Annotated in this window: 24 protein-coding genes; 8 read left to right on the forward strand and 16 right to left on the reverse strand. The window is 63.7% G+C overall.

The window, feature by feature from the left end; translation table 11 throughout:
• Nucleotides 1-13: 13 nt before the first annotated feature.
• Nucleotides 14-592: a helix-turn-helix domain-containing protein gene (locus tag GcLGCM259_RS08015; RefSeq protein WP_138174198.1), complete on the reverse strand. Its 579-nt coding sequence runs from the start codon at nt 590-592 to the stop codon at nt 14-16.
• Between the two features lie 81 nt (nt 593-673).
• Here GcLGCM259_RS08015 and GcLGCM259_RS08020 point away from each other — a divergent pair, with 81 nt between their 5' ends.
• Nucleotides 674-1,618 carry an NAD(P)/FAD-dependent oxidoreductase gene (locus tag GcLGCM259_RS08020; protein ID WP_138174200.1) on the forward strand — a complete coding sequence of 315 codons (945 nt, stop codon included), beginning with the start codon at nt 674-676 and terminating at the stop codon, nt 1,616-1,618.
• Nucleotides 1,619-2,277: 659 nt separating this feature from the next.
• Nucleotides 2,278-2,481 (forward strand): cold-shock protein, encoded by a 204-nt coding sequence (locus tag GcLGCM259_RS08025; RefSeq protein WP_138926284.1) that lies wholly within the window; start codon nt 2,278-2,280, stop codon nt 2,479-2,481.
• Between the two features lie 49 nt (nt 2,482-2,530).
• Here the strand turns inward: GcLGCM259_RS08025 and GcLGCM259_RS08030 are convergent, their stop codons facing one another.
• The 11 genes from GcLGCM259_RS08030 to GcLGCM259_RS08080 all read right to left on the reverse strand — a co-directional run bounded on the left by GcLGCM259_RS08030 (nt 2,531) and on the right by GcLGCM259_RS08080 (nt 15,735).
• Nucleotides 2,531-3,763 (reverse strand): FAD-dependent oxidoreductase, encoded by a 1,233-nt coding sequence (locus tag GcLGCM259_RS08030; RefSeq protein WP_138926285.1) that lies wholly within the window; start codon nt 3,761-3,763, stop codon nt 2,531-2,533.
• A 90-nt stretch (nt 3,764-3,853) separates the two neighbouring features.
• On the reverse strand, nt 3,854-5,098 hold the full coding sequence (locus tag GcLGCM259_RS08035) for an MFS transporter (protein WP_246049464.1): 1,245 nt from the start codon (nt 5,096-5,098) through the stop codon (nt 3,854-3,856).
• 332 nt (nt 5,099-5,430) lie between these two features.
• Nucleotides 5,431-6,405 carry a class 1b ribonucleoside-diphosphate reductase subunit beta gene (gene nrdF, locus GcLGCM259_RS08040; protein WP_054820721.1) on the reverse strand — a complete coding sequence of 325 codons (975 nt, stop codon included), beginning with the start codon at nt 6,403-6,405 and terminating at the stop codon, nt 5,431-5,433.
• Between the two features lie 189 nt (nt 6,406-6,594).
• On the reverse strand, nt 6,595-8,733 hold the full coding sequence (nrdE, locus tag GcLGCM259_RS08045; protein WP_138174209.1) for a class 1b ribonucleoside-diphosphate reductase subunit alpha: 2,139 nt from the start codon (nt 8,731-8,733) through the stop codon (nt 6,595-6,597).
• Nucleotides 8,733-9,182, reverse strand: coding sequence for a class Ib ribonucleoside-diphosphate reductase assembly flavoprotein NrdI (gene nrdI / locus GcLGCM259_RS08050; RefSeq protein WP_246049467.1), 450 nt, complete (start codon nt 9,180-9,182; stop codon nt 8,733-8,735). Before nrdI ends, nrdE begins: the two co-directional genes overlap by 1 nt.
• A gap of 96 nt (nt 9,183-9,278) precedes the next feature.
• Complete coding sequence (gene nrdH, locus GcLGCM259_RS08055; protein ID WP_054820723.1) at nt 9,279-9,509, reverse strand: glutaredoxin-like protein NrdH; 231 nt, start codon at nt 9,507-9,509, stop codon at nt 9,279-9,281.
• Between the two features lie 612 nt (nt 9,510-10,121).
• Nucleotides 10,122-10,922: a PfkB family carbohydrate kinase gene (locus GcLGCM259_RS08060; RefSeq protein ID WP_138926287.1), complete on the reverse strand. Its 801-nt coding sequence runs from the start codon at nt 10,920-10,922 to the stop codon at nt 10,122-10,124.
• On the reverse strand, nt 10,919-11,671 hold the full coding sequence (locus GcLGCM259_RS08065; RefSeq protein ID WP_138926288.1) for a YggS family pyridoxal phosphate-dependent enzyme: 753 nt from the start codon (nt 11,669-11,671) through the stop codon (nt 10,919-10,921). Before GcLGCM259_RS08065 ends, GcLGCM259_RS08060 begins: the two co-directional genes overlap by 4 nt.
• 108 nt (nt 11,672-11,779) lie before the next feature.
• Nucleotides 11,780-13,015 (reverse strand): FAD-dependent oxidoreductase, encoded by a 1,236-nt coding sequence (locus GcLGCM259_RS08070; RefSeq protein ID WP_138926289.1) that lies wholly within the window; start codon nt 13,013-13,015, stop codon nt 11,780-11,782.
• 50 nt (nt 13,016-13,065) lie between these two features.
• On the reverse strand, nt 13,066-14,790 hold the full coding sequence (gene poxB, locus GcLGCM259_RS08075) for a ubiquinone-dependent pyruvate dehydrogenase (RefSeq protein ID WP_138926290.1): 1,725 nt from the start codon (nt 14,788-14,790) through the stop codon (nt 13,066-13,068).
• A gap of 165 nt (nt 14,791-14,955) precedes the next feature.
• Nucleotides 14,956-15,735 (reverse strand): YggS family pyridoxal phosphate-dependent enzyme, encoded by a 780-nt coding sequence (locus tag GcLGCM259_RS08080; RefSeq protein WP_138926291.1) that lies wholly within the window; start codon nt 15,733-15,735, stop codon nt 14,956-14,958.
• 176 nt (nt 15,736-15,911) lie between these two features.
• On the opposite strand from GcLGCM259_RS08080, the gene GcLGCM259_RS08085 reads away from it, so the two are divergent.
• Nucleotides 15,912-16,517 carry a DUF2249 domain-containing protein gene (locus GcLGCM259_RS08085; RefSeq protein WP_246049468.1) on the forward strand — a complete coding sequence of 202 codons (606 nt, stop codon included), beginning with the start codon at nt 15,912-15,914 and terminating at the stop codon, nt 16,515-16,517.
• A 26-nt stretch (nt 16,518-16,543) separates the two neighbouring features.
• On the opposite strand, the gene GcLGCM259_RS08090 is transcribed toward GcLGCM259_RS08085, so the two are convergent.
• On the reverse strand, nt 16,544-17,632 hold the full coding sequence (locus GcLGCM259_RS08090) for a PLP-dependent cysteine synthase family protein (RefSeq protein ID WP_246049469.1): 1,089 nt from the start codon (nt 17,630-17,632) through the stop codon (nt 16,544-16,546).
• Between the two features lie 131 nt (nt 17,633-17,763).
• Between GcLGCM259_RS08090 and GcLGCM259_RS08095 the strand changes: the two genes are divergently transcribed.
• Both GcLGCM259_RS08095 and GcLGCM259_RS08100 read left to right on the forward strand, forming a co-directional pair.
• Nucleotides 17,764-18,561 carry a TspO-related membrane protein gene (locus GcLGCM259_RS08095; RefSeq protein WP_138926294.1) on the forward strand — a complete coding sequence of 266 codons (798 nt, stop codon included), beginning with the start codon at nt 17,764-17,766 and terminating at the stop codon, nt 18,559-18,561.
• Nucleotides 18,562-18,765: 204 nt separating this feature from the next.
• A complete protein-coding gene (locus GcLGCM259_RS08100; protein ID WP_054820735.1) occupies nt 18,766-19,122 on the forward strand; it encodes a hypothetical protein in 357 nt (118 codons plus the stop codon).
• A gap of 98 nt (nt 19,123-19,220) precedes the next feature.
• Here GcLGCM259_RS08100 and GcLGCM259_RS08105 read toward each other — a convergent pair whose 3' ends face one another.
• Nucleotides 19,221-19,421 carry a hypothetical protein gene (locus GcLGCM259_RS08105; RefSeq protein WP_054820736.1) on the reverse strand — a complete coding sequence of 67 codons (201 nt, stop codon included), beginning with the start codon at nt 19,419-19,421 and terminating at the stop codon, nt 19,221-19,223.
• 175 nt (nt 19,422-19,596) lie between these two features.
• Here GcLGCM259_RS08105 and GcLGCM259_RS08110 point away from each other — a divergent pair, with 175 nt between their 5' ends.
• Nucleotides 19,597-21,279, forward strand: a complete 1,683-nt coding sequence (locus GcLGCM259_RS08110) for an ATP-binding cassette domain-containing protein (RefSeq protein ID WP_138926295.1) — start codon at nt 19,597-19,599, stop codon at nt 21,277-21,279.
• A gap of 284 nt (nt 21,280-21,563) precedes the next feature.
• Here the strand turns inward: GcLGCM259_RS08110 and GcLGCM259_RS08115 are convergent, their stop codons facing one another.
• Complete coding sequence (locus GcLGCM259_RS08115; RefSeq protein WP_246049471.1) at nt 21,564-22,529, reverse strand: VOC family protein; 966 nt, start codon at nt 22,527-22,529, stop codon at nt 21,564-21,566.
• 114 nt (nt 22,530-22,643) lie between these two features.
• Complete coding sequence (locus GcLGCM259_RS08120) at nt 22,644-23,483, reverse strand: SDR family NAD(P)-dependent oxidoreductase (RefSeq protein ID WP_246049473.1); 840 nt, start codon at nt 23,481-23,483, stop codon at nt 22,644-22,646.
• Nucleotides 23,484-23,791: 308 nt separating this feature from the next.
• On the opposite strand from GcLGCM259_RS08120, the gene GcLGCM259_RS08125 reads away from it, so the two are divergent.
• Complete coding sequence (locus GcLGCM259_RS08125; protein WP_138177634.1) at nt 23,792-24,271, forward strand: Lrp/AsnC family transcriptional regulator; 480 nt, start codon at nt 23,792-23,794, stop codon at nt 24,269-24,271.
• 385 nt (nt 24,272-24,656) lie between these two features.
• On the forward strand, nt 24,657-25,724 hold the full coding sequence (gene hisC, locus GcLGCM259_RS08130; protein ID WP_138926297.1) for a histidinol-phosphate transaminase: 1,068 nt from the start codon (nt 24,657-24,659) through the stop codon (nt 25,722-25,724).
• Nucleotides 25,725-25,731 lie beyond the last annotated feature (7 nt).

The raw sequence follows: 25,731 nt of genomic DNA on the forward strand, positions 1-25,731 counted from the left end.
ACCGGCTTCGGCGCTAGGCATCACCATGTGAGCAGTGAATTTGCTGCCCAGTGGTGTCAAGAATGCTCAGCAGCTCGGCCACCCCGCCCACCGCCCAAAACGAATGCGGCGTCATCGTGTCGAACTGGGCGGCCTGTCCCGCCTTGACGTGGTAAACGCGCTCGCCGAGTCGCAGCTTCACTTCGCCGCGCAGCACCGTGAACCAGTCCTTGCCCGGGTGAACGCGTGGTTCGGGTTCACTGCCGCCTTCTCGCGGGTCGATGCGCATCTTGACGACCATGGACCCGTGCAGGCCGTCGGGTTCGGACAAGCGCCAGGTTGTCAGGCCCGGAACACTGACCGGTTCGGGGCGAATGAGCGCGTCCTGCTCCGCCGGGGGCGCCACCAATTCATCAAGGGTGGTGTCCAGGGCCTGGGCAAGCGGCACCAACTGATCAAGGGCCATGCGGCGATTGCCGGTCTCCAGGCGGCTGAGGGTCGAGACGCTCATTTGTGCCCGGGTCGCCAAGGACTCCAGGGACCACCCCTTGGCTTTGCGGAGTCCCCGAATCCGAAGCCTGACGACAGAATCCACATCCATTTCTTGCGTCATAGGCAAAACTATATCCGATGAGAGCAAAAAATGGTTAGCGTGGCATTGTCCCGCTCCCCCACCTATAGAACGGATCAAACCATGGAACATTTCGATGTAGTGGTGATCGGCGGCGGAGCCGCCGGCTTGGCCGCCGCTTCAACCCTGGCCCGCTCACTACGCTCGGTGCTCGTCTGTGACGCCGGTGAACCGCGCAATGCAACATCGGCAGCAGCACACAACATCCTCGGACACGACGGCGCTTCACCGCAGCAGGTGCTGCAGCTGGCGCGAGACCAAGCGATCAATTATGGAGTGAAACTGAGCGGCTTAGCGGTCACGGGCCTGGAAGGATCCCTGAACCAGGGATTTACGGTACGCACCGAGTCCGAACACTTTGGCGCCCGCCGCATCGTCCTTGCCACCGGGCTACGGGACACTCTGCCAAAAATCCCGGGACTTGGGCAGGGCTGGGGAAGGAGCGTACTGCATTGCCCGTACTGCCATGGCTGGGAAGTGCGCGGACAACGGATCGCGATACTGGGTGTCAGCGTGATGAGCTCACATCAGGCCCAGCTCTTCTCCCAGCTCAGCAAGCACGTCACTTACTTGAATCATGATCCCTCGACACTCGCTGAAGATCAGCGGACCACGCTGGAAGCCTTGGGCATTGAGGTCGTCGATTCGGCGGTCCAGGCATTGGACGTCCACGATGATGGCGCGCTGCATGGGATTACGTTGTCCAACGGGATGGTTCTTGACGTAGATGCGGCGGTGGTGGCCAGCAGTATGCACGCAAATGCGGAACTCTACTTGAGGCTGGGCGGCCATTTGGCCCAGAATCCAATGGGCGAATACATTGCCACCGACCAGATGGGCGCCACTGATATTCCCGGCGTTTATGCCGCAGGCAATGTTGCCAACCTGGGCGCCATGATCCTGGCTTCAGCCGCCGCCGGAGTCAGTGCGGGCGCCGCAATCAATTTTGCGTTCATCCAGGAGGCCGCGGAAAAGGCACTCATTGAGCGCGGCCAGCTCTCAGGTTGAGCATGTTGACCCTCACCCGCTGTTCGCCGGGCGACGAACAGCGGGCGAAGGCCAGCGGATCCCCTTCTCCAGCTACAGTCAGGCACTTCACAGCCTGCGTCGCGTAAGGCGCTGGCTTGGGGGTTCGCTGCTGACAACGCGCAAAGAAAGGTCCTTGAGGACTGCGGAATAACATCTGTGAAGAAATTACTGCTAAGCTTGGATGGTTATCCCGTGCATCGAGACTGTTCGACAGCTTCGAAGCACATGCGACTCGGCCCGGGGCACACCGCGGGTCAGGTACAGCAGCAGTTCAGTCCAACGTGTTCCACACATGTTCGGACCCTTAATTGAATCGAATCTTTAATCTCTTTTTCACCACTGTCTTTCGGGCCACCTCCTGCTAGTTCCCTGAACAAGGGTATTTCCGCGCAGCCCGCACCCTCTCACTTCGTGGTGGCAGACTACTTCAGAACCCAGATCAGATTCGGCAACCTCGCTTTCAAACGCGCTCCCCTGCGGTCATTGCTTCGTCCAAAGATCAGCAATCGATTACCGATGTTGGTGCCCTATGCACTATCTGCCGGGGTCGAGTCCAGGGATAATCCCCAAGTTTCGTGTCGCGGTCGCGGCACGGTTTCATCGGCCACGTTGGTGGCCAAAACACCTAAGGAAACAACATGGCCACTGGCACTGTGAAATGGTTCAACGCCGAAAAGGGCTTCGGCTTCATCGCTCCGGCTGACGGCTCCGCCGACGTCTTCGCTCACTACAGCGCAATCCAGAGCTTCGGATTCCGTTCGCTGGAAGAAGGCCAGACCGTAGAGTACAGCGTTGAGCAGGGCCCGAAGGGCCTGCAGGCAACCAACATTCAGGCTCGCTAAAGCTTGAGCCGTGTGGGAGCCAGGAGTTCATCCTGGCTCCCACACTCATTTAAGTCTGCTGTCGTCCTGAAACGAGCGCAGGCTCCGGCGGTTTTTCGCGCAACAGACCAACGCCGATCAGACGCGCCGGAATCCTCGCCAACTGTGGAATTCTGCGCAGCACCCATCCTATGGCGCTTGGCAGTTCGACCTCGGAATCACTGTCCAGGATCTGTACCAGGCCCCGGTGCAGAATACGCTGAACCGACTGCACCACCATCGTCGGCAGTTCTCGTCGGCGCTGAACTGCAGCCACGTCGCGATCGGTAATCCTGCCCGTTGCCAACGGAACAGCAAGCCGCCGTGCGGCGCATACCGCATCCTGCACTGCCAAGTTCACCCCCACGCCTCCAACCGGACTCATCGCATGAGCTGAATCCCCGATGCACAATAATCCGCGCCTCCACCATTTATTGGCCCGGTTCAGCAGCACCTCCAACAGCTTCAGATCTTCAAGTTCCAGGTCCTGGACTGCCGATTCCAGGTCTGGAACGGCCGCAGTGACCTGACGACGGAACTCCTCAATGCCTTGACGCCGCAGCTTGGTGTCATCCCCCTTTTTGAGCAGCATCGCCGTTTGGACATAGTTTCCCCGGGGTATGAGCACGAAGACGCGATTGGGCGAGAACACCGGCAACAGCGTGTTGCTGGCCTGCATTGACCCCTTGATGCGGAACCACCAGACATCGACCGGTACTCGGTATTCCCTTAAAGACAGTCCCGCTTGACGGCGCACGGTAGACCAGCGTCCGTCCGCGGCGATCGTGAGCAGCGCCCTGAGCTGCCCCTCCCCGGTCTCGCTGCGGTACTGGACTCCGACAACTTGGCCGGATTCAATCACCACGTCGGTCACTTCGCAATTCATCCGCAGCTCGAAGTTCTCCTCCTGCTCCCCCGCACGGGCCAACAGGCTCAAAAAATCCCACTGCGGCGCCATGGCGATAAATGGGTAGGGATGCTTCAGCCCGGCAAGGTCAACCACCCTGACGTCGTGCCCCCGGCGATCCGGGATGCTGGCACCAAAGACCTTCGAATAGGGAATCTTCTCGAATTCGCCCATCAGACCCAGCTGATCCAGAAGTTCCAGGGTCGAGGGATGAATCGTGTCCCCCCGGAAGTCGCGCAGGAAATCACCGTGCTTCTCCAAAACGACGACCTTCACCCCGCAACGCGCCAGCAGGAGTCCGGCAACCATTCCCGCCGGACCGCCACCGACAATGATGCAGTCGGGATTTTCTGCCATAACCACTCCCTCGCCTCGCAACCTGTTTCAACTCTCGCACCGAAAAGCGGCTCGCGGAAGCCCGGAAAGGTGCTTCCATCCAGGGGAAGGTCAGCTCAGGGTCTGGCTGAAATGGAGGGGAATGTTAACCAGCAGCACCACCGCGACCAGGCCCAGCAACACGAGCCCCAGGCCGCCGAAACCGAGCCACACGAGGATGGGGCCGGCGACCAGTCCCCCGGCCGCACCGCTGAGGTTCATCAGCAAATCCGAGGTGCCCTGCAGCTGCGGACGATGGGCAATGTCAACCGCCCCGCTTACCATGGCCGCGCCGGCCACGGTGGAAGCGCTCCATCCCAGGCCCAGGCAGACCAAAGCCGCGGTGATCAGCGCATAGCTCTCCATGCCGAACCACACCAGGATGCTCGCGGTAATGAAAAGCAGTTGGCCGGCATACACTACGGGGCGTGCGCCGACCCGGTCGGTCAACCAGCCGAAGACTGGGGAGAGCGCGTACATTCCGGCAACGTGGGCTGAAATGGTGACTCCTATCAGGGTCAGCGTTGAGCCGTGGTGCTGCAGGTGGATCGGGGTCATCGACATCAACGCAACCATGTGGGCATGGCTCATCGCGACCGTGATGACTGCTCCCCGGGCGGCCAGGGAGGTGCGCAGAATGGAGAACCCACTGGTTCGCGATACCGCTCCGGTTCCGGGGTTCCCCTCCCGGTGCTGGGCCACGAGCATCGGGTCGGGGCGCAGGCCAAACCAGTAGATCCCCAATCCCACCCCTTGGGCCACCATGGCGATGAGGAAGCCACCGGTGAACTGCGGCAGATTCAGGGCCCGGGAGATCACTTCGCCCGGCTCAAACAAGTTCGGCCCGGTAACGGCACCAATCGTCGTCGCCCAGACAACCAGGGAGAGATCCCGTCCCCGAGTCCTGTCACTGGACAGGTCGGTGGCGGCGAACCGGGATTGCAGGTTGAGGGCGCTTCCGGTTCCCAGCACTCCCATCCCCAGTAACACCACCGGCCACCAGGCAAGAAGCGTTCCGGCCAGGATGGTCAGCACTCCCACGATGGCGATCAGTGCCCCGGTGGCCAATGAAACCCTGCGTCCCCGACGCTGGGCAAGAATGGCCAGGGGTATGGCCATCACAGCAGCCCCGATGGTGTTCATGGTTGCTGCCATGCCCGCCAGGGCGTCGGTTCCGGCAACGTCCACGATCAGCAGGGAACCGAGAGTCAGGGTGGCTCCGGCACCCAGACCGCCCAAGACCTGCCCCAGCGCGAGGACCGAGATTGAGCGGCGGCGCACAGCCTGAACCTGCTGTTCGGTCCATGTGATGCTCATAAGCCTCATTTCAGCACTGATGGTTCGGGGCCGATAGTAATACCTGTCATGATCCTAGCGGCCCCGGCGCCACCAGGAACACCGCTGTCGTTGTTGCGGGCGCATCGGTCGCGGTTGAAGCAGCCGTCCATGGACCTGTCCGGCTACACGGTGGCAGATCAGCCTGGGGGCCGTGCTATTGGCGGGCCCATTAAGCTGGGTTCGTCCTCCGCCCCTTTGAAAGCCAATGGCGTCGGTACACGCAAGGCCCGAAACCTCCCGATATTTTCGGGGGCCTCGGGCCCTGTTGCCGGTGCAGCTAGCCGCTGATCAGCTGGCTCGTTGTCTGGCTCCTAGAAGTCCCAGTCCTCATCCTCGGTGTTGACGGCCTTGCCGATCACATAGGAGGAACCGGAGCCGGAGAAGAAGTCGTGGTTCTCATCGGCGTTCGGGCTCAGTGCCGAGAGGATTGCCGGAGATACGCCGGTGACGGTGGCCGGGAACATGGCCTCGTAGCCCAGGTTCATCAGCGCCTTGTTCGCGTTGTAGTGCAGGAACTTCTTCACGTCCTCACTCAGACCGACCGGGTCGTAGAGGTCGTGGGTGTACTGCACTTCATTTTCGTAGAGTTCGAAGAGCAGGTCGAAGGTGTAGTCCTTCAGTTCCTGGCGGCGCTGCTCGGTCTGCTGTTCCAAGCCCTTCTGGTACTTGTAGCCAATGTAGTAGCCGTGCACGGCTTCATCGCGGATGATGAGTCGGATCAAGTCCGCGGTGTTCGTCAGCTTTGCACGAGATGACCAGTGCATCGGCAGGTAGAAGCCCGAGTAGAACAGGAAGGACTCCAGCAGGGTCGAAGCGACCTTGCGCTTGAGCGGGTCATCACCGTGGTAGTAGCTCTCGATGATCTGCGCCTTCTTCTGCAGGTTCTGGTTCTCCGTGGACCAGCGGAAGGCCTCGTCAATTTCCTTGGTCGAAGCCAGGGTGGAGAAGATCGAGGAGTAGCTCTTGGCGTGCACCGACTCCATGAAGGCGATGTTGGTGTACACCGCTTCCTCGTGCGGGGTCAGCGCATCGGGAATCAGTGAGACCGCGCCGACGGTTCCCTGCAGGGTGTCCAGCAGGGTGAGCCCGGTGAACACCCGCATGGTCAACAGTTTTTCGTCTTCGTTGAGGGTGGCCCAGGACTGGATGTCGTTGGACAGCGGCACCTTCTCGGGCAACCAGAAGTTGTTGACCAGCCGGTTCCAGACTTCAACGTCCTTCTCGTCCTGGATGCGGTTCCAGTTAATGGCTTCGACCTTGTTGGTGAGCTGAATCTTCTCGGTCATGGTTCCTCGTTGAAGAGTCGTGGTTTGGTGGTTTAAGTCTACCGCCGCAGGCGGATTCCGGTCTGGCTGGAGGGGGCACCTGTGGGTTCTCCGGTACTGTCTGGAAGCAAACGAGGCATCTGAAAACATTGCGGTCTTCAGATGCCTCGTTTGTTGCGCCCCTCGCGGTGCGAGTCGGGCCAGCTCAGGTTAGAGCATGCACGAGACGCAGTTGTCGACCTCGGTGCCTTCCAGGGCCAGCTGGCGCAGGCGGATGTAGTACAGGGTCTTGATGCCCTTGCGCCATGCGTAGATCTGGGCCTTGTTGATGTCGCGGGTGGTGATCGTGTCCTTGAAGAACAGGGTCAGCGACAGGCCCTGGTCCACGTGCTGGGTGGCAGCGGCGTAGGTGTCGATGATCTTCTCGTAGCCGATCTCATACGCGTCCTGGTAGTACTCCAGGTTCTCGTTGTTCATGAACGGCGCCGGGTAGTAGACGCGGCCGATCTTGCCTTCCTTGCGGATCTCGATCTTCGAGGCCACCGGATGGATGGAGGAAGTCGAGTTGTTGATGTAGGAGATCGATCCGGTCGGCGGGATCGCCTGCAGGTTCTGGTTGTAGATGCCGTGCTCCATGATGGAGGCCTTCAGCTTCTTCCAGTCTTCCTGGGTAGGGATCTGGATGTCGGCGAACAGTTCACGAACACGCTCGGTAGCCGGCTCCCACACCTGGTCGGTGTACTTGTCGAAGAACTCTCCCGAGGCGTACTTCGAGTTCTCGAAGCCGTCGAACGTCTCGCCACGCTCGATCGCGATTTTGTTCGAGGCGCTCAGGGCGTGGAACACCACGGTGTAGAAGTAGATGTTGGTGAAGTCCAAGCCTTCTTCGGAACCGTAGTGCACGTGCTCACGGGCCAGGTAGCCGTGCAGGTTCATCTGTCCCAGGCCGATGGCGTGAGAACGCGAGTTGCCGTCGGCAATGGAGGGAACCGAGTTGATGTCGGACATGTCCGAGACCGCGGTCAGCGCACGGATGGCGATGTCCACCGAGCCGGCCAAGTCCTTGCCGTCCATGGCCTTGGCGATGTTCATCGAGCCCAGGTTGCAGGAGATGTCCTTGCCGACACGGGCGTAGCTCAGGTCATCGTTGTATTCCGACGGCGAGGAGACCTGCAGGATTTCCGAGCACAGGTTGGACATGGTAATCCGTCCGGCGATCGGGTTGGCCCGGTTCACGGTGTCTTCGAACATCAAGTACGGGTACCCGGATTCGAACTGGATCTCGGCGATGGTGGTGAAGAAGTCGCGGGCGTTGATCTTCGTCTTCTTGATGCGCGAGTCATCAATCATCTCGTAGTACTTCTCGGTCACCGAGATTTCGCTGAACGGCACCCCGTAGACGCGCTGCACGTCGTAGGGGCTGAACAGGTACATGTCCTCGTTCTTGCGTGCCAGCTCAAAGGTGATGTCCGGAACGACCACGCCGAGCGAGAGGGTCTTGATGCGGATCTTCTCGTCCGCGTTCTCGCGCTTGGTGTCCAGGAAGCGCAGGATGTCCGGGTGGTGCGCGTTCAGGTAGACGGCACCGGCACCCTGGCGGGCACCGAGCTGGTTGGCGTAGGAGAAGGAGTCTTCCAGCAGCTTCATGACTGGAATGACGCCGGAGGACTGGTTCTCGATCTGCTTGATCGGGGCCCCGTACTCACGCAGGTTGGTCAGCGCCAGGGCGACACCGCCGCCGCGCTTGGACAGCTGCAGCGAAGAGTTCACCGCGCGGGCGATGGACTCCATGTTGTCTTCGATGCGCAGCAGGAAGCAGGAGACCAGTTCGCCACGCTGCGCCTTGCCGGCGTTCAGGAAGGTGGGGGTTGCCGGCTGGAAACGGCCGGAGATGATCTCATCGACCAGCTTTTCGGCCAGCTGCTCATCCCCGCGGGCCAGGTGCAGGGCCACCATGCACACGCGGTCTTCGTAGCGTTCCAGGTAACGCTTGCCGTCAAAGGTCTTCAGCGTGTAGGAGGTGTAGAACTTGAAAGCGCCCAGGAAGGTCTGGAAGCGGAACTTGTGGTTGTAGGCGCGCTTGTAGAGACCGCGGATGAAGTTCATCGAATACTGATCGAGGGTTTCCCGCTCGTAGTAATCGTTCTTCACCAGGTATTCGAGCTTCTCATCCAGGTCGTGGAAGAACACGGTGTTATTGTTGACGTGGTCCAGGAAGTACTGGCGCGCCGCGTAACGGTCGACCTCGAACTGGATCTTGCCATCGGGACCGTAGAGGTTCAGCATGGCGTTCAGGTCGTTGTAGCTCAGTCCCTGCAGGTTCGCAGGAAGCTCCTTGGCATCCTTCATCAGGTCCGCTTCTGAGACTTTAGTGTCCAAAAGGTATCAAGCCCTTCTTTGACTTTGTGGACGTCTTCCGACGTCCCCATCAATTCAAATGTGTATAGAACCGGCACCTGGCATTTGGCTGCGACGCGTTTAGCCGCCAGACAATATGTGGTGCCGAAGTTGGTGTTGCCCGAGCCGATGACTCCCTGAAGAAGCCGGCGGTTCTGTTCATTCCTCAAGAAATTCAGAATTTGCGGTAGAACTGCCCGTTTTCCGTTCTCTCCCCCATAAGTGGGAATCACCAGAACGTAGGGCTTGGTGGCAATGAGTTCTGGTTCGCGCGCAAACAAGGGGATGCGCGCCGAACCGATATTCAGTTTTTGCACAAACCGGTGCGTGTACTCCGACGCAGAAGAGAAGTAAATCAACTTCTGGTCGGTGTACTGCACGGCGTGGCTAGCCTCATCCAACTGCTGATTCTCGGCCAGCGCTGATGGTGGCAAGTCGATCGCCTCCGCTTACTAGTTGAGACGAGTAAAACCCGTGGTTGTTTCGAGTGGCTGAGCCTAGTTTGCCTGGGCCAGAGTCTCGATCTTGTCCGGGCGGAAGCCGGACCAGTGGTCGTTGTCGGTGATGACGACAGGGGCCTGCATGTAGCCCAGGTTGCGCACACGCTCCAGCGCGGCGGCGTCCTGGGAGATGTCGACCTTGTTGTACACGATGCCCTTCTTATCCAGGGCTCGATAAGTGGCGTTGCACTGCACGCAGGATGGCTTGGTGTATACCGTGACGGTCATGTCCCTGTTCCCCTTTGGAAAGTCCCTTTTTGGCTCTGCGACACCCTTCAAGGGTTCGTCACGCGGCCGCCTCTCAAATGCCCCGAAACCGTGTTATCGAGGTGTTTCCGGCGCCTAACGCGCCATCGGGTTCAATACTACATCTTGTGTTGGCCCGTGCAAGCAGCCACAACATGATGTATTACAAGTATGTCATTCGGCCATTGTCAAGTCCACACGTCTTGTGGATAAGAGCCCCGGTTTAAACCGCGATTTCTCGGGGTCGGCCCCATCTTGTCCACAGCCGGTGGACGGCTCGATGTGCGTTAAAAATTCTTTGTGTGAGCCTCCTTTCGGCGTGTTGGGCGAGCCTGCGGCGGACACACTATCTAGTGCCGGGCGACGGCTGCCGGACCTATCCCTAGTGTCATCCCCGGCACCGACGTTTAGGCTTCAATATCGCCGAATGTGGGAAACTATTCCGCACCCGTTTTCGCCGCCACAGACCGCCCGCCACCGACTGATCGGGGCCAACCGCCCTTGCCTGACACAGACTGATACCAGTGCACGAGAGTGTGCGGGCATGCGGAAGGCCGCGGGGCTCGAGACAAGTGTCCCCAGCCCGCGCGACCTCTAGAACAGCGGATGGTTGCCGGAGAGCGCGCTCGAGGTTCCCAGCACCGCCTGCTCCACTGCCGGCAGCAGCTCGCTGCCGCGCAGCAGTTCACCGATCATCAGCCCGGCGAAGCAGTCTCCCGCGCCCTTGGCGGTGCTGGTGACCCTGGCGGTGTCCACCTGCTCGAAATGCTCATCGTCCAGGGCGATCAGGCAGCCGATGAGGGACGGATCATCGGTGGGCGCGGAGGTGAGCACCACGTAGCGGCAGCCGACCTCCATCAAGTCCAGGCAGGCGTTCGCCGCGTCCTGCTCGTCGTAGATCGGCTCCCCGCTGAACAGCGCCAGCTCAAAGCGGTTCGGGGTGCTCAGCCAAGCGATCGGCAGCAGGTGCTCCCGGTAGCCGTCGGCAACGTCCTGGTGGGTGTAGAGCCCCACATCGTCATCACCCATGGCCGGGTCCAGGATCAGCTTCAGCTGCGGGTAGAGCTCACGGGCCCGGACATACCAGGCGGCGATGATCTCGGCCTGCCGGGCCTCACCCAGGTAGCCGACGAACACGTACTGGGTGTCATCGAGCACCTGGCGGGCCAGCAGGTCGTCAAGGAACCCGGTCAGCCAGGTCTCGGGCACCGGGCCCCCGGCCAGGCTCGGGTAGTGCGGCAGGTTGCTGAGCACCACGGTGGGCACCTGCACGCAGCGGTGCCCGGCCGCCTCGATCATCCGGGCCACGGTGTTGTTTCCCACCGCGCCGTAGGCCAGCTGGGATCCGATCACCACGGCCTTGACCGGGCGCCGGTCCAGTTCCAGCCCGCTCACTGCGCGGGCCGGTCCGGGTAGTGGCGGGCGCCGAAGATTCCCTGGCCCACGCGCACCACGGTGGCGCCTTCGGCGATGGCCAGCTCGAAGTCCCCGCTCATGCCCATGGACAGCTGTGTGAAGCGTTCCGGGTTGGGCGCGGCGTCGCGCACCGACTCGGCGCACTCGCGCAGCCGCCGGAAACTGGCCCGCACCATCGCCTGGTCGGTGGAGTGGGCCGCCATGGTCATCAGCCCGCGCAGTTCCAGGCGGTCCAGGGGCTGTAGCGCGGCGGCCAGTTCGGCGGCCTCGTCGGCCTGGATCCCGGATTTGGTGTCCTCGCCGGACGTGTTGACCTGGATGTAGACCTCCAGGGTCCGCTCGGCGGCCTCCAGCTGGCGCTGCAGGGTCTCGGCCAGGCGCAGCGAGTCCAGGGCGTGGAACTCGTGGGCGAAACGGGCCACGAACTTGGCCTTGTTGCGCTGCAGGGGCCCGATGATGGCGTAGCGCAGGTGGGTCAGGTCCGCCAGCTCCTCGCTCTTGGCCAGGGCTTCCTGCACCTTGTTCTCCCCCAGCGTGTCAACGCCGGCGGCGATGGCCAGGCGCAACCGCTGGGAGGGGATGGTCTTGGTTACCGGCAGCAGCCGTACGTCCTTCGGGTCCCGGCCGGCCGCGGTGGCCGCCGCGGCGATGCGCTGGTGAACCGCCTGCAGGTTGTGGGTGAAATCCTCGATGGTCGCGGCGTGCGCCGCAGCTGGTTGCGATGTCATGAAAGCGTACAGGCCTCTTCTTCAACGTAGTCGATCTGAACGTCCGCAAAACGTGGTGCCCCGGCGGGCACGGTCCTGCTTAAGCATAGGCTCCTACGGGCGTGGGCTTCACATTTGACGCAGCAGCCCGCCGATGTCCGGACGGGTGTCGATGATGCTGCGGATCGGGCCCAACACGGCGGCGACACTGGCCCGCCGGGTGAGCGCGTCGCGCACGGCGGCCCAGGCGGCGCTGCGCCGGAACATCAGCCGGGCCAGCCGGCGCGAGTTGTCCTGGGCGGCCAGCACGCGGGGCCTTGCGGCCTTCAGGTAGCCCGCGAGCAGCTGCGGCAGCGGGTAGCGGCCGTGTTCGGCCAGGGCGCCGGCCAGCAGCCAGGCCGAATCCAGGGCCATCCCGGCCCCGATCCCGGCGGTGGGCAGGAAGCCGGCGGCCGCGTCCCCGAGCAGCACCACCGGCCCGCTGACCCACCGGCTGGCCCGCACGTCCTCCAGGTTCCAGTAGTAGGGGTGCTGCTGGGACATCAGCGTGTCCCCGACGGTGCGAAATTCCTGCGGGATGGCCCCGGTGCCGCGGTAGACGGTGTCCAGGAAGCCGGCCGGCCCGGCCTGGCACAGGGCGCTGGGCCCGCCCAGGAAGAAGCCGGTGGCGCCGGGGACCGGGTAGGCGCCCATGAAGTAGCCGTTGCCCCACAGTTCACTGCCGGTGGCTGGCGATGCGGGTTCAGCTGCCCCGCCGGGCTCAACGCTGCGCCGGCCTTCGGTTTCCTCCCACACCACCCAGCCGCCCCAGCCGGTGTTCAGCCGTTGGGTGGGTACCCGCAGCAGGGTTCGGGTGGAGGAGTTCATGCCTTCGGCAACGATCACCAGGTCAAAGCGCTGGGTCCATTGCCGTTCGGGGTTCTGCAGCGTCACCGAGGCCTGCTCCCCCTGGACCTGCAGGTCGGTGAGGAGCGTGTTGTAGGAGGCCGGGACCGCCGCGGAGCGCAGCAGCTGCAGCAGCCCGGCGCGGCCGATGCCGCGGTAGCTGCCGGCGGCGCCCATCAGCTCGCCCAGCCGGTCCTCGCGCAGCAGTGCGCCGTGCCGGTCGTAGAGCCGGTAGTTGGCCAGCTCGATGCTGTGCCGCCGGTAGGCTTCGGTGAGCCCCAGGGCGTGGAAGAGGTCCTCGGCCAGCGGGAAGAGGGCGAGCATGTATCCGGCCGGGGCGTGGGCGCCGGCGCGTTCAATCAGGGTGACCCGGTGCCCGCTGCGCTGCAGCAGCCCGGCCACGGCACTGCCGGCGATTCCCGCGCCGCAGACCAGCACGTCCAGTGGCGTGCTGGTCTGCGGCAGCTGGTGCTCGGTCATGGCGGTGCCGGTTGGGGCTAGCGGGGATTGGTGCGGGGCATGGCGGTGTCCTAGAACATCCGGCGCCAGTTCGTCTTGGCCAGATCCAGCAGTTCGTCGCCGCGACCGGACATCACGGTCTTGATGGCGAACAGGGCGAAGCCCTTGGCCTGTTCGAACTTGATGGTCGGCGGCATGCTCAGCTCCTGGCGGTCGGTGAGCACATCGAGCACCACCGGTCCGTCGTGGGCCAGCATCTGCTCGACCGCGTCGGGCAGGTCCGCCGAGTCGGTGACCCGGATGCCCTTGATGCCCATGGCCTCGGCCACGGCGGCGAAGTCCGGGTTCTCCAGCGTGGTGCCGTAGGTGAGGTAGCCGGCGGCCTTCATCTCCAGCTCCACGAAGTTCAGCGAGGAGTTGTTGAACACCACGGTCTTCACGTTCAGCCCGTTCTGCTTCACGGTCAGCAGCTCACCGAGCAGCATCGTCAGCCCGCCGTCACCGGCCAGCGCGATGGACTGGCGCTTGCGGTCCACGGCCTGCGCGCCGATGGCGTGCGAGAGCGCGTTGGCCATCGACCCGTGGTTGAAGGAGCCCAGCAGCCGGCGCTTGCCGTTCATGCTCAGGTAGCGCGCCGCCCACACGGTCGGTGAGCCGACGTCCGCGGTGAACACCGCGTCCTCGCTGGCCGCCTGGTCGACCAGGCGGGCCAGGTACTGCGGGTGGATCGCGTCCCCGCGCTTGGAGGGGGTGGCCAGCTCGTCCAGCTTTTCGCGGGTCTTGGCGAAGTGCTTGGTCGACTCGTCCAGGTGCTTGCGGTGCTTGGAGCGCGGCAGCACCTCGGACAGGGCCCGGGCGGTGTCCTTCACGGTGCCCACCAGGGGGATGTCCACCTTGGTGCGCCGCCCGATCTGTTCACCGCGCAGGTCCACCTGGATGGTGGTGGCCTCCTCGGGCAGGAACTGCTGGTACGGGAAGTCGGTGCCCAGCATCAGCAGCACGTCGCAGTCCTCGATGGCGCGGTAGCCCGAGGCGAAGCCGATCAGCCCGGTCAGGCCCACGTCGAACGGGTTGTCGTAGGAGATGTGGTCCTTGCCGCGCAGCGCGTGCACCACCGGGGCGGCGAGCTTGTCGGCCAGCTCCATCACCTCGGCGTGGGCTCCGGCGCTGCCGGCACCGGCCAGGATGGTGACCTTCTTGGAGCCGCCAAGCACCTGGGCGGCGCGTTCGATCTCCGCCTCGCTGGGCAGCACCCGCGGTTCGGTCTTGGCGATCTTGCGCGGGGTGATGCGCGGCATGTCCTGCAGGGCCACGTCCCCGGCGATCACCAGGACCGCCACCCCGCGCTTTTCAATGGCCTCGCGCATTGCGATGTTCATGATGCGCGGCATCTGCGAGGCGTCGGAGACCTGCTCGACGTACACCGAGCATTCGCGGAACACGTCGGTGGGGTGGGTTTCCTGGAAGTAGTTGGAGCCGATTTCCTCGGTGGGGATGTGGGCGGCGATGGCCAGTACCGGCACGCGGGAGCGGTTGGCGTCGTACAGCCCGTTGATCAGGTGCAGGTTGCCCGGCCCGCAGGAGCCGACGCAGACTGCCAGCTCCCCGGTGATCTCGGCTTCGGCGGCGGCGGCGAACGCGGCGGCCTCCTCATGGCGGGTGTGCACCCATTCGATGCGCCCGTTTTCCCGCAACGCGTCGGTCAGGCCGTTGAGCGAATCGCCGGGGATCCCGTACATCCGCTTCACGCCCTGGACTTCGAGCTGGCTAATGATGTTCTGCGCGACCGTAGGCATAGTGCCTCCTCATTTTCGCCGGCGGACGATTTCCACCGTTTGCCTCACTGCTGAGCCTACGACGCATTGCGCCCAGGTGCCACGTTTGGCCACAAATCTCACACCCCCGTGTGCATAAGGCCGCATGTCACCGGTGGAACTCCTAGGTCGGATCGGGGGTGGCGGCTAGCCGGCGAAGCCGGGCCAGTAGTGGCTGTCGGGCAGGGCGCGGGCCCCGAAGATCGCCTGGCCGACCCGCACCACGCTCGCGCCCTCGGCGATGGCCAGTTCAAAGTCCCCGCTCATCCCCATGGACAGTTCATCCAGGCCCACCGTGTCCGGGGCCTGCTGGCGCAGCCGCTCACGCAGTTCGCGCAGGCGCACGAAGCAGGCGCGCACCCGTTCGGTGTCGCTGGAGAAGATCGCCAGGGTCATCAGCCCGCGCACCCGCAGCCGGTCAAAGGCCGGCAGCTGGGTGAGGAAAGGCGCGGTGTCCTCGGGCGCCAGTCCGAACTTGGATTCCTCGGCGGACGTGTTCACCTGGACGAACACATCCAGCGTCCTGTCCTCCAGTTCCAGCCGCCGCTGCAGGGCGGTGGCCTGGCGCAGGTTGTCCAGCGCCTGGAATTCGTGGGCGAAGCGGGCCACGTACTTGGCCTTGTTGGTTTGCAGGTGCCCAATGACCGAGAACTTCAGGTTCGGGATGTCGGCCAGGTTCTCCGCCTTGCGCGCGGCCTCCTGCACCTTGTTCTCCCCCAGGTAGTCCATGCCCGCGCCGATCGCGATGCGCAGGCGTTCCTCCGGCACGGTCTTGGACACCGGCAGCAGGCGCACCGAGCCCGGCTCGCGCCCGGCGGCGCGTTCGGCTTCGGCGATGCGTTCGCGCACCGAGGCCAGGTTGTGCTGGAAGTCCTGCAGGGTCTGCGCGTGCGCGGCGGCGCTGGAACCTGGCTGGGGTGCTGTCATGATGCGTGCTTCCTTCCCACGATGCTGGCCACGGTGCGGGCCCGGCGGACCCGCCCACTGCCCTTCAGTCTAGGCGTCCCCGGCGAAGAACCGGTTCCCCACGGCGGCGGGGCTAAGCTGTGGGAAGAGCCGGCAGACCCTGCCGGCACGCCGTAGGCCCTGAGATGGAGGAAGCCTTGTCCGCCAAAGACCCGCAGACCATCGATGTGCGCCAGATCCCCAAGCCGCAGCGCCACGCCCGGATTTTCGAGCTTTTCGCCCGGTTGCAGACCGGTGAACAGCTGGTGCTGCTGGCCGATCATGAACCGCAGAACCTGCGCCGCGAGTTCGAGCGGGACCAGCCCGGCGCCTTTGACTGGCAGGCCCGGGCGCTGGATTCCGGACAGTGGCGGGTGCTGCTCACCCGGCTGGCCGCCACGCCGCTGCCCCGGGTGCTGGCCAACACCACCGGGCTGGCCGCGGCGGCCCAGGGCAGCGGGGCGATCTGGAAGCTGGAGCCCGAACAACGGGATCTGGATGCGAACATCATCGCGCTGGGCCCCTGGGAGCAGATCGGCGAACACCAGGGCCCGGACCTGGACGTGCTGATCCACGTGTTTTCCGGCTCCGGGGTGCTGTACACCGAAACCGGCAACGTGCCGCTGGCGGTGGGCGACGTGCTCTACCTGCCGGCCCGGTCGCGGCGCCGCTTCGTGGCCGCGGATGCGGGACTACGCTACTTCTCGGTGCACCAGCGCAAGAAGACCCTGGGCCTGATGCCCACCCTGCGCCCTTCGACGTAGAGGCGCCCCCTGGCCGGCGGAGCGGGCTACTGGTCCGGATCCCACTGCCCGGTCTGCAAAAAGTGCTCCAGCACCGCGGTGTGGTGTCCGGGCTGCAGGTCATTGGCCTGCAGCCACGCGTCATCGTAGTAGGTGTTCTGGTAGCGCTCGCCCCTGTCGCAGATCAGCGTCACCACGCTGCCCTGCTCGCCGTTGCGCAGCATCCGGGCGATCACCTCGAAGGCGGCGTACAGGTTCGTGCCGGTGGAGGCCCCGGCCCAGTGCCGGGTCTTGGCCCGCAACAGGCGCATGGCGGCGATGGACCCGGCGTCGGGAACCTGCAGCATCTGGTCGATCACCCCGGGCACGAAGGACGGTTCGACCACCGGGCGCCCGATGCCCTCGATGCGTGAGCCGATGCCGGTGGCGTAGTTCATGTCCCGGCGCCGCCAGCCCTCATAGAAGGCCGAGTTCTCCGGGTCGGCGACGGCGACCTTCGTGGCGTGGCGCCGATAGCGCACATAGCGCCCGAAGGTGGCGCTGGTGCCGCCGGTGCCGGCGCTGATCACGATCCAGGAGGGAATCGGGTGGCGTTCGGCGGACATCTGGGAGAACACCGATTCGGCGATGTTGTTGTTGCCCCGCCAGTCGGTGGCCCGTTCGGCGTAGGAGAACTGGTCCAGGTAGTACCCGTTGCTCTCCGCGGCCAGCTCACGGGCCGACTGGTAGACGGCCGCCGGCCCATCCACGAAGTGGCAGTGCCCGCCGTAGAACTCAATCAGCTCCACCTTCTCACTGCTGGTTCCGTGCGGCACCACGGCTATGAACGGCAGCCCGAGCATGCGGGCGAAGTAGGCCTCGGAGACCGCGGTGGACCCGCTGGAGGCCTCCACCAGGGTGGTGTCCTTCCCGATGTGGCCGTTGACCAAGCCGTAGAGGATCAGCGAACGCGCCAGGCGGTGCTTCAGCGAACCCGTGGGGTGCACCGATTCGTCCTTCAGGTACAGGTCGATGCCCCACTGGGCGGGCAGCGGGAAGACGTGCAGGTGGGTGTCGGCGCTGCGGTTGGCGTCGGCGTCAAGCAGCGCAATGGCTTCGCGGACCCAGTGGGCGCCCTCGGAGAGTTCTTCGTTCACTTGATCAACACTAGCCGTTTGCCGCCAATCCGTCAGCGGCACGCCGTGTTTCGGCCCCGTGCCCACGCTGCGGTGGTATGTTGTGACAACCATCAGCTCACTAGGCAGGATCTATTGAGGACAGGAACGTCTTGAGCACCAGCACCCCACAGGTTTCCACGACCCTGGCCCTGTGCTGCGCAGCGCTGGTTTTCGCCGGTGCCCTCTGGGCGCTGCTGGCCCACGGGCTGGCCTTTGCCACCCGGCTCGGCCCGCACGGCGTCGGCGTGCTCTATGCCCAGCATGGCGCCCCTGCCGCGTCGGCGGACTGGATCTGGGTGCCGCTGCTGCTGGGGCTCGGGCTGTATGCCCTGTACCAGTGCCGGGAGCCTCAGCGCCAGGCCCTGCTGCACTACCGAATCCGCTTCCTGGTCGCCGCAGCGGCCCTGCTGGCCGGGTTGTGGCTGCAGCTGCTGGATGCGCGGCAGCTCGGCGCGGCGCTGGTGATCGGGCTGCTGCTGCTGGCCGATCTGTTCCTGGTCCTGCGCCGGATCAGCCGCAAGGTGCTCTACACCTCGGCGGATCGGTGGATTACCCGGGCCACGATGGGACTGTTCTTCGGCACGACGCTGGTGATGGTCCTGACGAATTTCACCGCCTGGGTTCCCACGCTCGGTGTCGAGGCCCTGGCCCGGCCAGTGCATGCGGCCACGGCGCTGCTGGTACTGCTCACCTGCCTGGCGGTCAGCGCGATGACGTTCTTTAACCCCATGGGGATCTATGTGAACCTCGGCGCCGCCTGGATGGCCCTGTGGATTGCCGTGGCCGCCTATGACGGTCCTCGGGCCTCCGCCCCGGTCGCGATCTGCGCCACCATCGGCACCGCGCTGCTACTGATTTGCCTGCTCAGCAGCGTGCGCATCCGGGTTCGTCAACTCACCGGCGACTGAGCTTTCGCGCCTGCCGATCTGGCCCATGGCACACCGGCCTTGGTCTTCCCCCGGTGTTCGCCCACAGCGGGATTACTGGGAGTTTTCCATAATGAGCCGGTGTTGCCTTGAGTCGGAACAACGCGCTGGCTAGGGTGTAATCAGTAGCTTTCGTGGTGTCCCCATCATGGAAGCGCTGGGGAATCCAAAGGAAAGAGGGAACGTATGTCCAAGACCAAGAAGAGCTTCAAAGAAGTCGAGAAGTCGCTGAAGAAGCTCGCCAAGAACGCGAAGACTGAAATCCCCCAGGAACTGAAGGAAAGCTGGAGCAAGGCCATTGCCGGTGTTGATGCTGGGGCCATCAGCGACGCAGGCGCCAATCTGGTCAGCAACGTGACCGGGAACTCCAAGGCCGCCAAGCGCACCCGCAGCTCCGTCGAGGATGCCGTGAACCGCGCGCAGAAGGCCTTGAACACCCAGAAGAAGGGCTCCAAGGGACGCAAGTTCCTGATGTTCCTTGTTGTGGCCGGTGTAGCCGTCGCCGCCGCCGTGGCCGCCAACAAGAAGACCGCCACCAGCTAATTCCCACACCCAGTTTTGGCTCACGCCCCGGAACGCTCTTCGTTCCGGGGCGTTCGCGTCTACCCCGCCGGGCCGGCGACGCAAAGCGTCCCGGGCCCCTATTTCTTTCCGTACTTCCGGTGTGCCGCCTGTCGGCTAATGCCCAAAACCGTCGCGATCCCCGACCAGCTCATCCCCGCGGTGCGGGCGCTGCGAACCGCGGCGGCCTCACGACGGGCCAGCTCCTTTTTCTGGGCCACGATGTCACCCAGCTCCCGGATGGGGTCCCGTCCGTCATCCTGGCGCAGATCCGTTTTCATTTCCCTGTACCCTTCTGCCAAGTTGTGAATTAAAGGTGACACGGCTTGCCACGGCCGTCAATGGATGTTGACAACCATGCCCGATGGCTCCGAAACGCCGACGATCAACCGGCGATGGCACCGCAGGCGATGGCCGCATGAACGAAGGACGCCGACGCGTCGATAGGATGGAGCGGTGGCACACATCGACGTATCCGACATCCAGTACTTCCTTTCCGACGGCACCCAACTCCTTGGCGGGGTCAGCTTCAAGGTCACCGAAGGTTCCAAAACGGCCCTGATCGGCCCCAACGGCACCGGCAAGACGACGCTGTTCAAGATCATCGCCGGAGACCTCAAAGCCGATGACGGCGCGGTCAGCCGTTCCGGAAGCCTCGGTATCATGCGTCAGTTCATCGGCCAAGTCCGCGACGAAAGCACCGTGCGGGATCTGCTGCTTTCCACCGCCACACCGCAGCTGTCGGCCATTGCCGAGCGGGTGGCCACCCTGGAAGCCAAAATGCTGGAGTCGGAAGACGAAAAAGTCCACATGAAGTACGCCGAGGCGATCATCGAATGGGGTGACGCCGGCGGATATGAGCTGGAAACCGCCTGGGACAAGGTCTGCATGGCCGCTCTGGGGGTGGAATTCGATGCGGCGGCAGGACGCCTGGCCTCCACGCTCTCCGGCGGTGAGCAAAAGCGTCTGGTTCTGGAGGCGTTGTTTGCCGGACCCGATGACCTGTTGCTGCTTGATGAACCGGATAACTATCTGGATGTGCCGGGGAAACAGTGGTTGGAGCAGCGGCTGAACGAATCGGCGAAGACGGTGCTGTTCATCAGCCACGACCGGGAGCTGCTGGATAACGCCGCCACTCGGATTGCCACCCTTGAACCCGGGCACAGCGGCGCCACGGCGTGGGTGCATGGCGGCTCCTTCGGCAGTTATGTCGAGGCCCGCCGCGAACGCAACGAACGCTTCGAAGAGCTGCGCAAGCGCTGGGACGAGGAGCATGCCAAGCTCAAGGAGCTGGTGAACATGTACAAGACGAAGGCCGCGTTCCGTTCGGACATGGCCAACCGCTATCACGCGGCACAAACCCGGCTGGAAAAGTTCCTGCAGGACGGTCCCCCGCAGGCAATTCCGCTGGAACAAAACGTGCAGATGCGCCTCAAGGGCGGGCGGACCGCCAAGCGTGCCGTGGTGGCCGAGCGGCTGGAACTCACGGGCCTGATGAAACCCTTCAGCAACGAGATCTGGTTTGGCGACCGGGTGGCCATTCTGGGATCCAATGGGTCGGGCAAATCCCACTTCCTGCGGTTGCTCGCCTCCGGTGGCACTGATCCAGAACGCGAACACCTCCCGGTCTCGGACGTCGAGATCGCTCCGGTCAACCATGCGGGCACGGTGAAACTTGGGGCACGAATCCGCCCTGGCTACTTCGCCCAGACGCACACGCGCCCGGATCTGTTCGGCCGCACGCTGCTGGAGATCCTGCATCGCGGCGACGAGCACCGCAGCGGGCTGCCCCGCGAAGCCGCAGCCGCCGCCCTTGACGGCTACGGCCTGGCCGGACAGTCGGAGCAAAAGTTCGAATCCCTCTCCGGTGGGCAGCAGGCACGCTTCCAGATTCTGCTGCTGCAGTTATCCGGTGCCACCCTGTTGCTGCTCGATGAGCCCACCGACAACCTGGACCTGCATTCCGGGGAAGCACTGGAACGCGCCATCAACGCCTTCGAGGGCACGGTGGTGGCCGTAACCCACGACCGCTGGTTTGCCAGGTCCTTCGATCGGTTCTGGGTGTTTGGGGCCGACGGACGGATCTACGAGTCCGACACCCCGGTATGGGATGAGCAGCGAGTGCAACGCCAACGCTGAGTCGGCGCTTTCTGTCACATTGAGGGTGACAGGGGTGATTTGTGGGGTGAATATTCCGCTGACCACGGTTTTCTCCACAATTTGAGGAACACTTAGAAGTGAGTGGTACACATGGGGGAGCCATTTGTTCGCAAATGACTCAAGTACCGGACGTCAGCCACAACTCGCTCAGGTCGGCGTCATGCTGGGTCCAGCCGCACCGTGCGTGCTGGACCCTAGCCATTCTGCCCGCCTGCCGGAACCGGGAAGTCTCCCTTTCTTCACAGATCGGTCAAGAACGGCATCTAGAATTCGTCGATCACAATCTTCTTCATCCCCATGAGTTTTTCGAACGCACCGGGCCGTTGCATCAGCTCCCCCATGTTCTGGGGGACAATCTGCCAGCTGACACCGAACCTGTCGGTCAACCAGCCGCATTGCTCAGCCTCAGGGACGGCCGAGAGCGCCTCCCAGAGCGCGTCGATTTCAAACTGGTCACGGCAGGCAACTTCCAGGGAAACTCCGGGCGTGAAGGTAAAAGCCATCTCCACTCCGGAATCCATGGCCGAGAACGTCTGACCCTTGAGAGTGAAGTCGCTGTACATCACCGACTCCGTGGTGACCGGCGGATTGGCCTCGGGATAGTGGAAGCGCTGCCCCGGCTTGCTGTCGCTGAAAGTGGCCACGTAGAAGTCCGCGGCTTCGGCGGCCTGGTTCTGGGCCGGTCCGCAGAACATGAGGCACGGAGTCAAGAACTGGGGCACCGTCTCCCCCTGTGCCGCCAGGGTCAACTGCCAGCTCACCCCGTAGCGGTCCTCCACCCACCCGTACCGGGGACTGAACTCATACTCGTCCAGCTCCATCATGACCTGTCCGCCCTCGCTCAGCCGCTGCCATGCCTGGTCCAGCGCGGTCTGGGTTTGTCCCGGATCTCCCCCGAAGAACGCCGGGTGGAAATTGGCGGTGAAGGAAATGGCGGGATTGGGCCGAAAATTGTCATCGGCGTTCACCAGGGTAATCTTTGTGCCGTTGACATCAACGGCGACCGTCAGCGGTTCCCCTGCCAACGGTTGCTGGAAGTCCAGCAGGCCCTGGTTCGGGTACCGCGACTCAACCTCACTGGTGGTGCGCGGAAAAATCCCTGCGTAGAAATCCCCGACTTCCTGCGCATTGCCGTTGCACCAAATATTTGGAACGATATGGGCCATTGCTGCCTCCCGGCTTTCCCGACCACAGGCCTGTTGAACAAACGCCAGCCCTCCTGACGCCATCGGGCCGCGGGCTGCAAGGCCCGGACCTGCGCAGTCCTTAGCCTACCGAGAACGCCGAAAGGCCGGTACCCTCTGAGGGAAAATCGCTGCCCACCGAGCCGGGACAGCCAGGGATCAGCCTCTGCCGTCCGGTCGGGCTTTGCTCTGAGCGGCGGTGCGGCCGGTAAAGCCATCCATGGACCGGTAGATTCCCAGCGGCCCTCCGGCCAGCCGGTCCCACAGCGAAGTGGGCAGCAGCCCACGCAGCACTTGGCCCAGCTTGCTTGTCCACGGCATTAACACAATCGGGGTGCCACGCAGCATCGCTTCCCACGCCTTCCTCGCAACCTGTTCTGGGGACAAAATCGGCGTGAACAGCATCTTGTTGACCCCGGCGAACATCCCCGTGGAGACATAGGTGGGGCAGAATGAAGTGATCTTCACCTGGTGTGCCCGGGCCCGCTCCAACTCCAAACGAACCGAATCGCTCCAGGTCAACACAGCCGCCTTGGAGGCCGCGTAAACGCTCATGTTCGGGTTGGAGACCAGGGCCGCCGCCGAGGCGATCGTCAGGATCCGCCCCGGGCCGCGGCTGGCCAGCATCCCGGGAAGGAAGTGGGAGGCCAGGTACATCGGAGCTAGGGTGTTCACCGCAAGGGTGGCCTCAATGTGGTCGGGCTCCTGGTCCGTGAAGGCTCCGCCGGTCACGACCCCGGCATTGTTGATGAGCACTTGCACCCCACCATGGTGGCGTACCTTCTCGGCGGCGCGCTCGATCGATGCGCGACTGCTCAAGTCGACCACTTGAGCATGGATTGTCACCTGCGGATGCTGCTGGCGCAACTCATCGGCGGTGCACTGCAGCAATTCTTCATTGATGTCCCAGAGGAACAGTGACTGAACCCCCTCCGCCGCGGCCGTCCGGGCAAAGATGGCGCCCATGCCTTGGGCGGCACCGGTGATCAGCACCGTCATCCCCCGCACCGATTCCAAGGAGTCTTGGTGATTCATCCTCAGTCCTTCCCCCGCTTTCGATCAGCGGATCTTGTCGCAGGCGTCTACGCCTGGCGGAGCCGGGCATCACCTTCTATGTAGATTACGTCACAGTAACCCATGGATGACATTGAGACATGGCCGGGGCGGCCCTTCGCCCCTGACCCAGGGCCAGAGACCCCACCGAGCGGTGCAGAGAATGCAGCCCACGCGCTATTCGGGAGAGGACTTTCCCACCGGAACGGTAATCTGGGGTGAGACCCAAGCCACCAACTGCGAGGACCGACCCCGTGCGACTTGATCGATTGGATGCCCAGCTGATCCAATTACTCACCGACTCCCCCATGCTGCCAGCCATGGAGTGCGCTCGTCGGCTGGGGGTCGCCCGCGGAACCGTGACCAGCCGCCTGTCCCGACTCCAGGACAACGGGGTCATCGAGGCGATCGTTCCACGGATCCAGCCGGCCGGTTTCGAATACCAGCTGGTGGCATTCTGCTCCGTGGAGATCAACCAGAAGTTCGGACACGAGCGGGTCACCGGTGCCCTGGCGCGCAGCATCCCGGAAATTATGGACATGTACACGGTCACCGGCGACTTTGACCTGCAGCTGCGGGTCGTGGCGCGCAACGCCTCGGAACTTCAGGATGTCTTCGACCGCATTGCGCAGGTGCCGGGGGTCGCCCGAACCTCCTCCGCGCTGGCCCTGCGCGAGCATTTTCAGGGCCGCACCCTCCCGCTCGTCCAGGCTCAGGCAGACCGGGAAGATTAACAGGTTCTAGCTATACAGTCTGTATAGTGAAATACCTCCGCCGTAGCCAGAAGTTGGCCAATTCGCACAGTGTGGTGCGCACCACTTGCAGTGGGCGCAATGAGACTTCTACCATCACAGTTCGTGATCCTGTTCACCGAACAGGGCTTTAATTACGGCCAAGCACGAGGATCAGAATCCGGGGAATGAGCACGCAATTCCAGCTCTCGACCACATTTGGTGTCCGCGTTGGCGCGCGGCACCGATACGGCAGTCATCCCCCGGCCCGGCACTGGTTGATGTCCTAGTCTCGCGGCCGCGTCCAAACGCTTCCCACCTGCCACTGCCCGTACCGCCGCCACCGCGGCCACCGGGAGGGCGCATGTTCCATTCAGAGAGGAATGTCATGACCATCCACCACCGCCCAGGCCTGGAGCTGGTACCTGCCTACCGTCAGGGAAAGGCTGCCGCCCCGGGAGCCTCCAAGCTTTCCTCGAATGAATCTCCGCACCCTCCGCTGCCCTCGGTCGTCAAGGCGGTGGGCCAGGAGCTGGACATGATTCACCGCTACCCGAACATGGGGGCGACCGACGTCATTGCCGCGCTGGCGCAAAAGAACGGCGTCCAGCCGCAGAACATCACCCTGGGCTCCGGTTCGGTGGAGGTGGCAGCCCAGCTGATCCACGCAGTCGCCGGTCCCGGCGACGAAGTGATGTTCGCCTGGCGCTCCTTTGAGGCCTACCCCTCCCTGGTCCGCGTTTCCGGCGCCGTGCCGGTGCAGGTGCCGTTGGATGAGAACTACGGCCATGACCTGCCGGCCATGCTCGATGCCATCACCGACCGCACCCGTCTGATTTTCATCTGCAACCCGAACAACCCGACGGGCACCGTCTTGGAGGCCGAGGCGCTTGAGAAGTTCGTCGCCGCCGTTCCGCGCAATGTGCTGGTGGTCATCGATGAGGCGTACGTGCATTTTGACCGTTCAGAGGTTCGAGCCGACGGGCTGGCCCTATTCGCCAAGTACCCGCACGTGGCCGTGCTGCACACCTTCTCCAAGGCCTACGGCCTGGCGGGTCTGCGCATCGGCTACGCGATCAGCCCAGAGCCGGTGGCTGAAAACCTGCGCAAAGTCGCCGTCCCGTTCGGCGTGACCAACCTGGCCCAGGCCGCGGCGGTGGCCTCCCTGGCCGCCGAGGACGAACTGGCGCTGCGGATCAACGAGGTCGTTGAACAGCGTGAGCGGCTCTACCAGGGCCTGATCGCCGCCGGTTACCCGGCCGTGCCGTCCCAGGCGAACTTCGTGTGGGTACCGGCCGGTGAGGGCACCAGTGAGCTGGAGGCAACCCTGGACGCCGGCGGTGTGGTTGTGCGCGCCTTCCCGGGCGAGGGGCTGCGGATTTCCTCGGGGACCGCCGAGGACGTGGACCGGGTGCTGGCCGCCCTGGCTCCCAAACTGTCCGGGGTCAACGCATGAACGGGGC

Origin of the sequence: Glutamicibacter creatinolyticus, assembly GCF_006094275.1 — a bacterium.
GTDB classification, from domain to species: domain Bacteria; phylum Actinomycetota; class Actinomycetes; order Actinomycetales; family Micrococcaceae; genus Glutamicibacter; species Glutamicibacter creatinolyticus.

Coding starts and splice junctions, on each gene's coding strand:
- GcLGCM259_RS08070 (WP_138926289.1), bottom strand. CDS start 13,015: ATGACCGAGCACCAGCTGCCGCAGACCAGCACGCCACTGGACGTGCTG.
- GcLGCM259_RS08080 (WP_138926291.1), bottom strand. CDS start 15,735: ATGACAGCACCCCAGCCAGGTTCCAGCGCCGCCGCGCACGCGCAGACC.
- GcLGCM259_RS08035 (WP_246049464.1), bottom strand. CDS start 5,098: ATGAGCATCACATGGACCGAACAGCAGGTTCAGGCTGTGCGCCGCCGC.
- GcLGCM259_RS08115 (WP_246049471.1), bottom strand. CDS start 22,529: ATGGCGTCAGGAGGGCTGGCGTTTGTTCAACAGGCCTGTGGTCGGGAA.
- poxB (WP_138926290.1), bottom strand. CDS start 14,790: ATGCCTACGGTCGCGCAGAACATCATTAGCCAGCTCGAAGTCCAGGGC.
- GcLGCM259_RS08100 (WP_054820735.1), top strand. CDS start 18,766: ATGTCCAAGACCAAGAAGAGCTTCAAAGAAGTCGAGAAGTCGCTGAAG.
- GcLGCM259_RS08025 (WP_138926284.1), top strand. CDS start 2,278: ATGGCCACTGGCACTGTGAAATGGTTCAACGCCGAAAAGGGCTTCGGC.
- GcLGCM259_RS08020 (WP_138174200.1), top strand. CDS start 674: ATGGAACATTTCGATGTAGTGGTGATCGGCGGCGGAGCCGCCGGCTTG.
- GcLGCM259_RS08015 (WP_138174198.1), bottom strand. CDS start 592: ATGACGCAAGAAATGGATGTGGATTCTGTCGTCAGGCTTCGGATTCGG.
- GcLGCM259_RS08065 (WP_138926288.1), bottom strand. CDS start 11,671: ATGACATCGCAACCAGCTGCGGCGCACGCCGCGACCATCGAGGATTTC.
- GcLGCM259_RS08030 (WP_138926285.1), bottom strand. CDS start 3,763: ATGGCAGAAAATCCCGACTGCATCATTGTCGGTGGCGGTCCGGCGGGA.
- nrdF (WP_054820721.1), bottom strand. CDS start 6,405: ATGACCGAGAAGATTCAGCTCACCAACAAGGTCGAAGCCATTAACTGG.
- GcLGCM259_RS08120 (WP_246049473.1), bottom strand. CDS start 23,483: ATGACGGTGCTGATCACCGGTGCCGCCCAAGGCATGGGCGCCATCTTT.
- hisC (WP_138926297.1), top strand. CDS start 24,657: ATGACCATCCACCACCGCCCAGGCCTGGAGCTGGTACCTGCCTACCGT.
- GcLGCM259_RS08105 (WP_054820736.1), bottom strand. CDS start 19,421: ATGAAAACGGATCTGCGCCAGGATGACGGACGGGACCCCATCCGGGAG.
- nrdH (WP_054820723.1), bottom strand. CDS start 9,509: ATGACCGTCACGGTATACACCAAGCCATCCTGCGTGCAGTGCAACGCC.
- nrdE (WP_138174209.1), bottom strand. CDS start 8,733: ATGAAGGATGCCAAGGAGCTTCCTGCGAACCTGCAGGGACTGAGCTAC.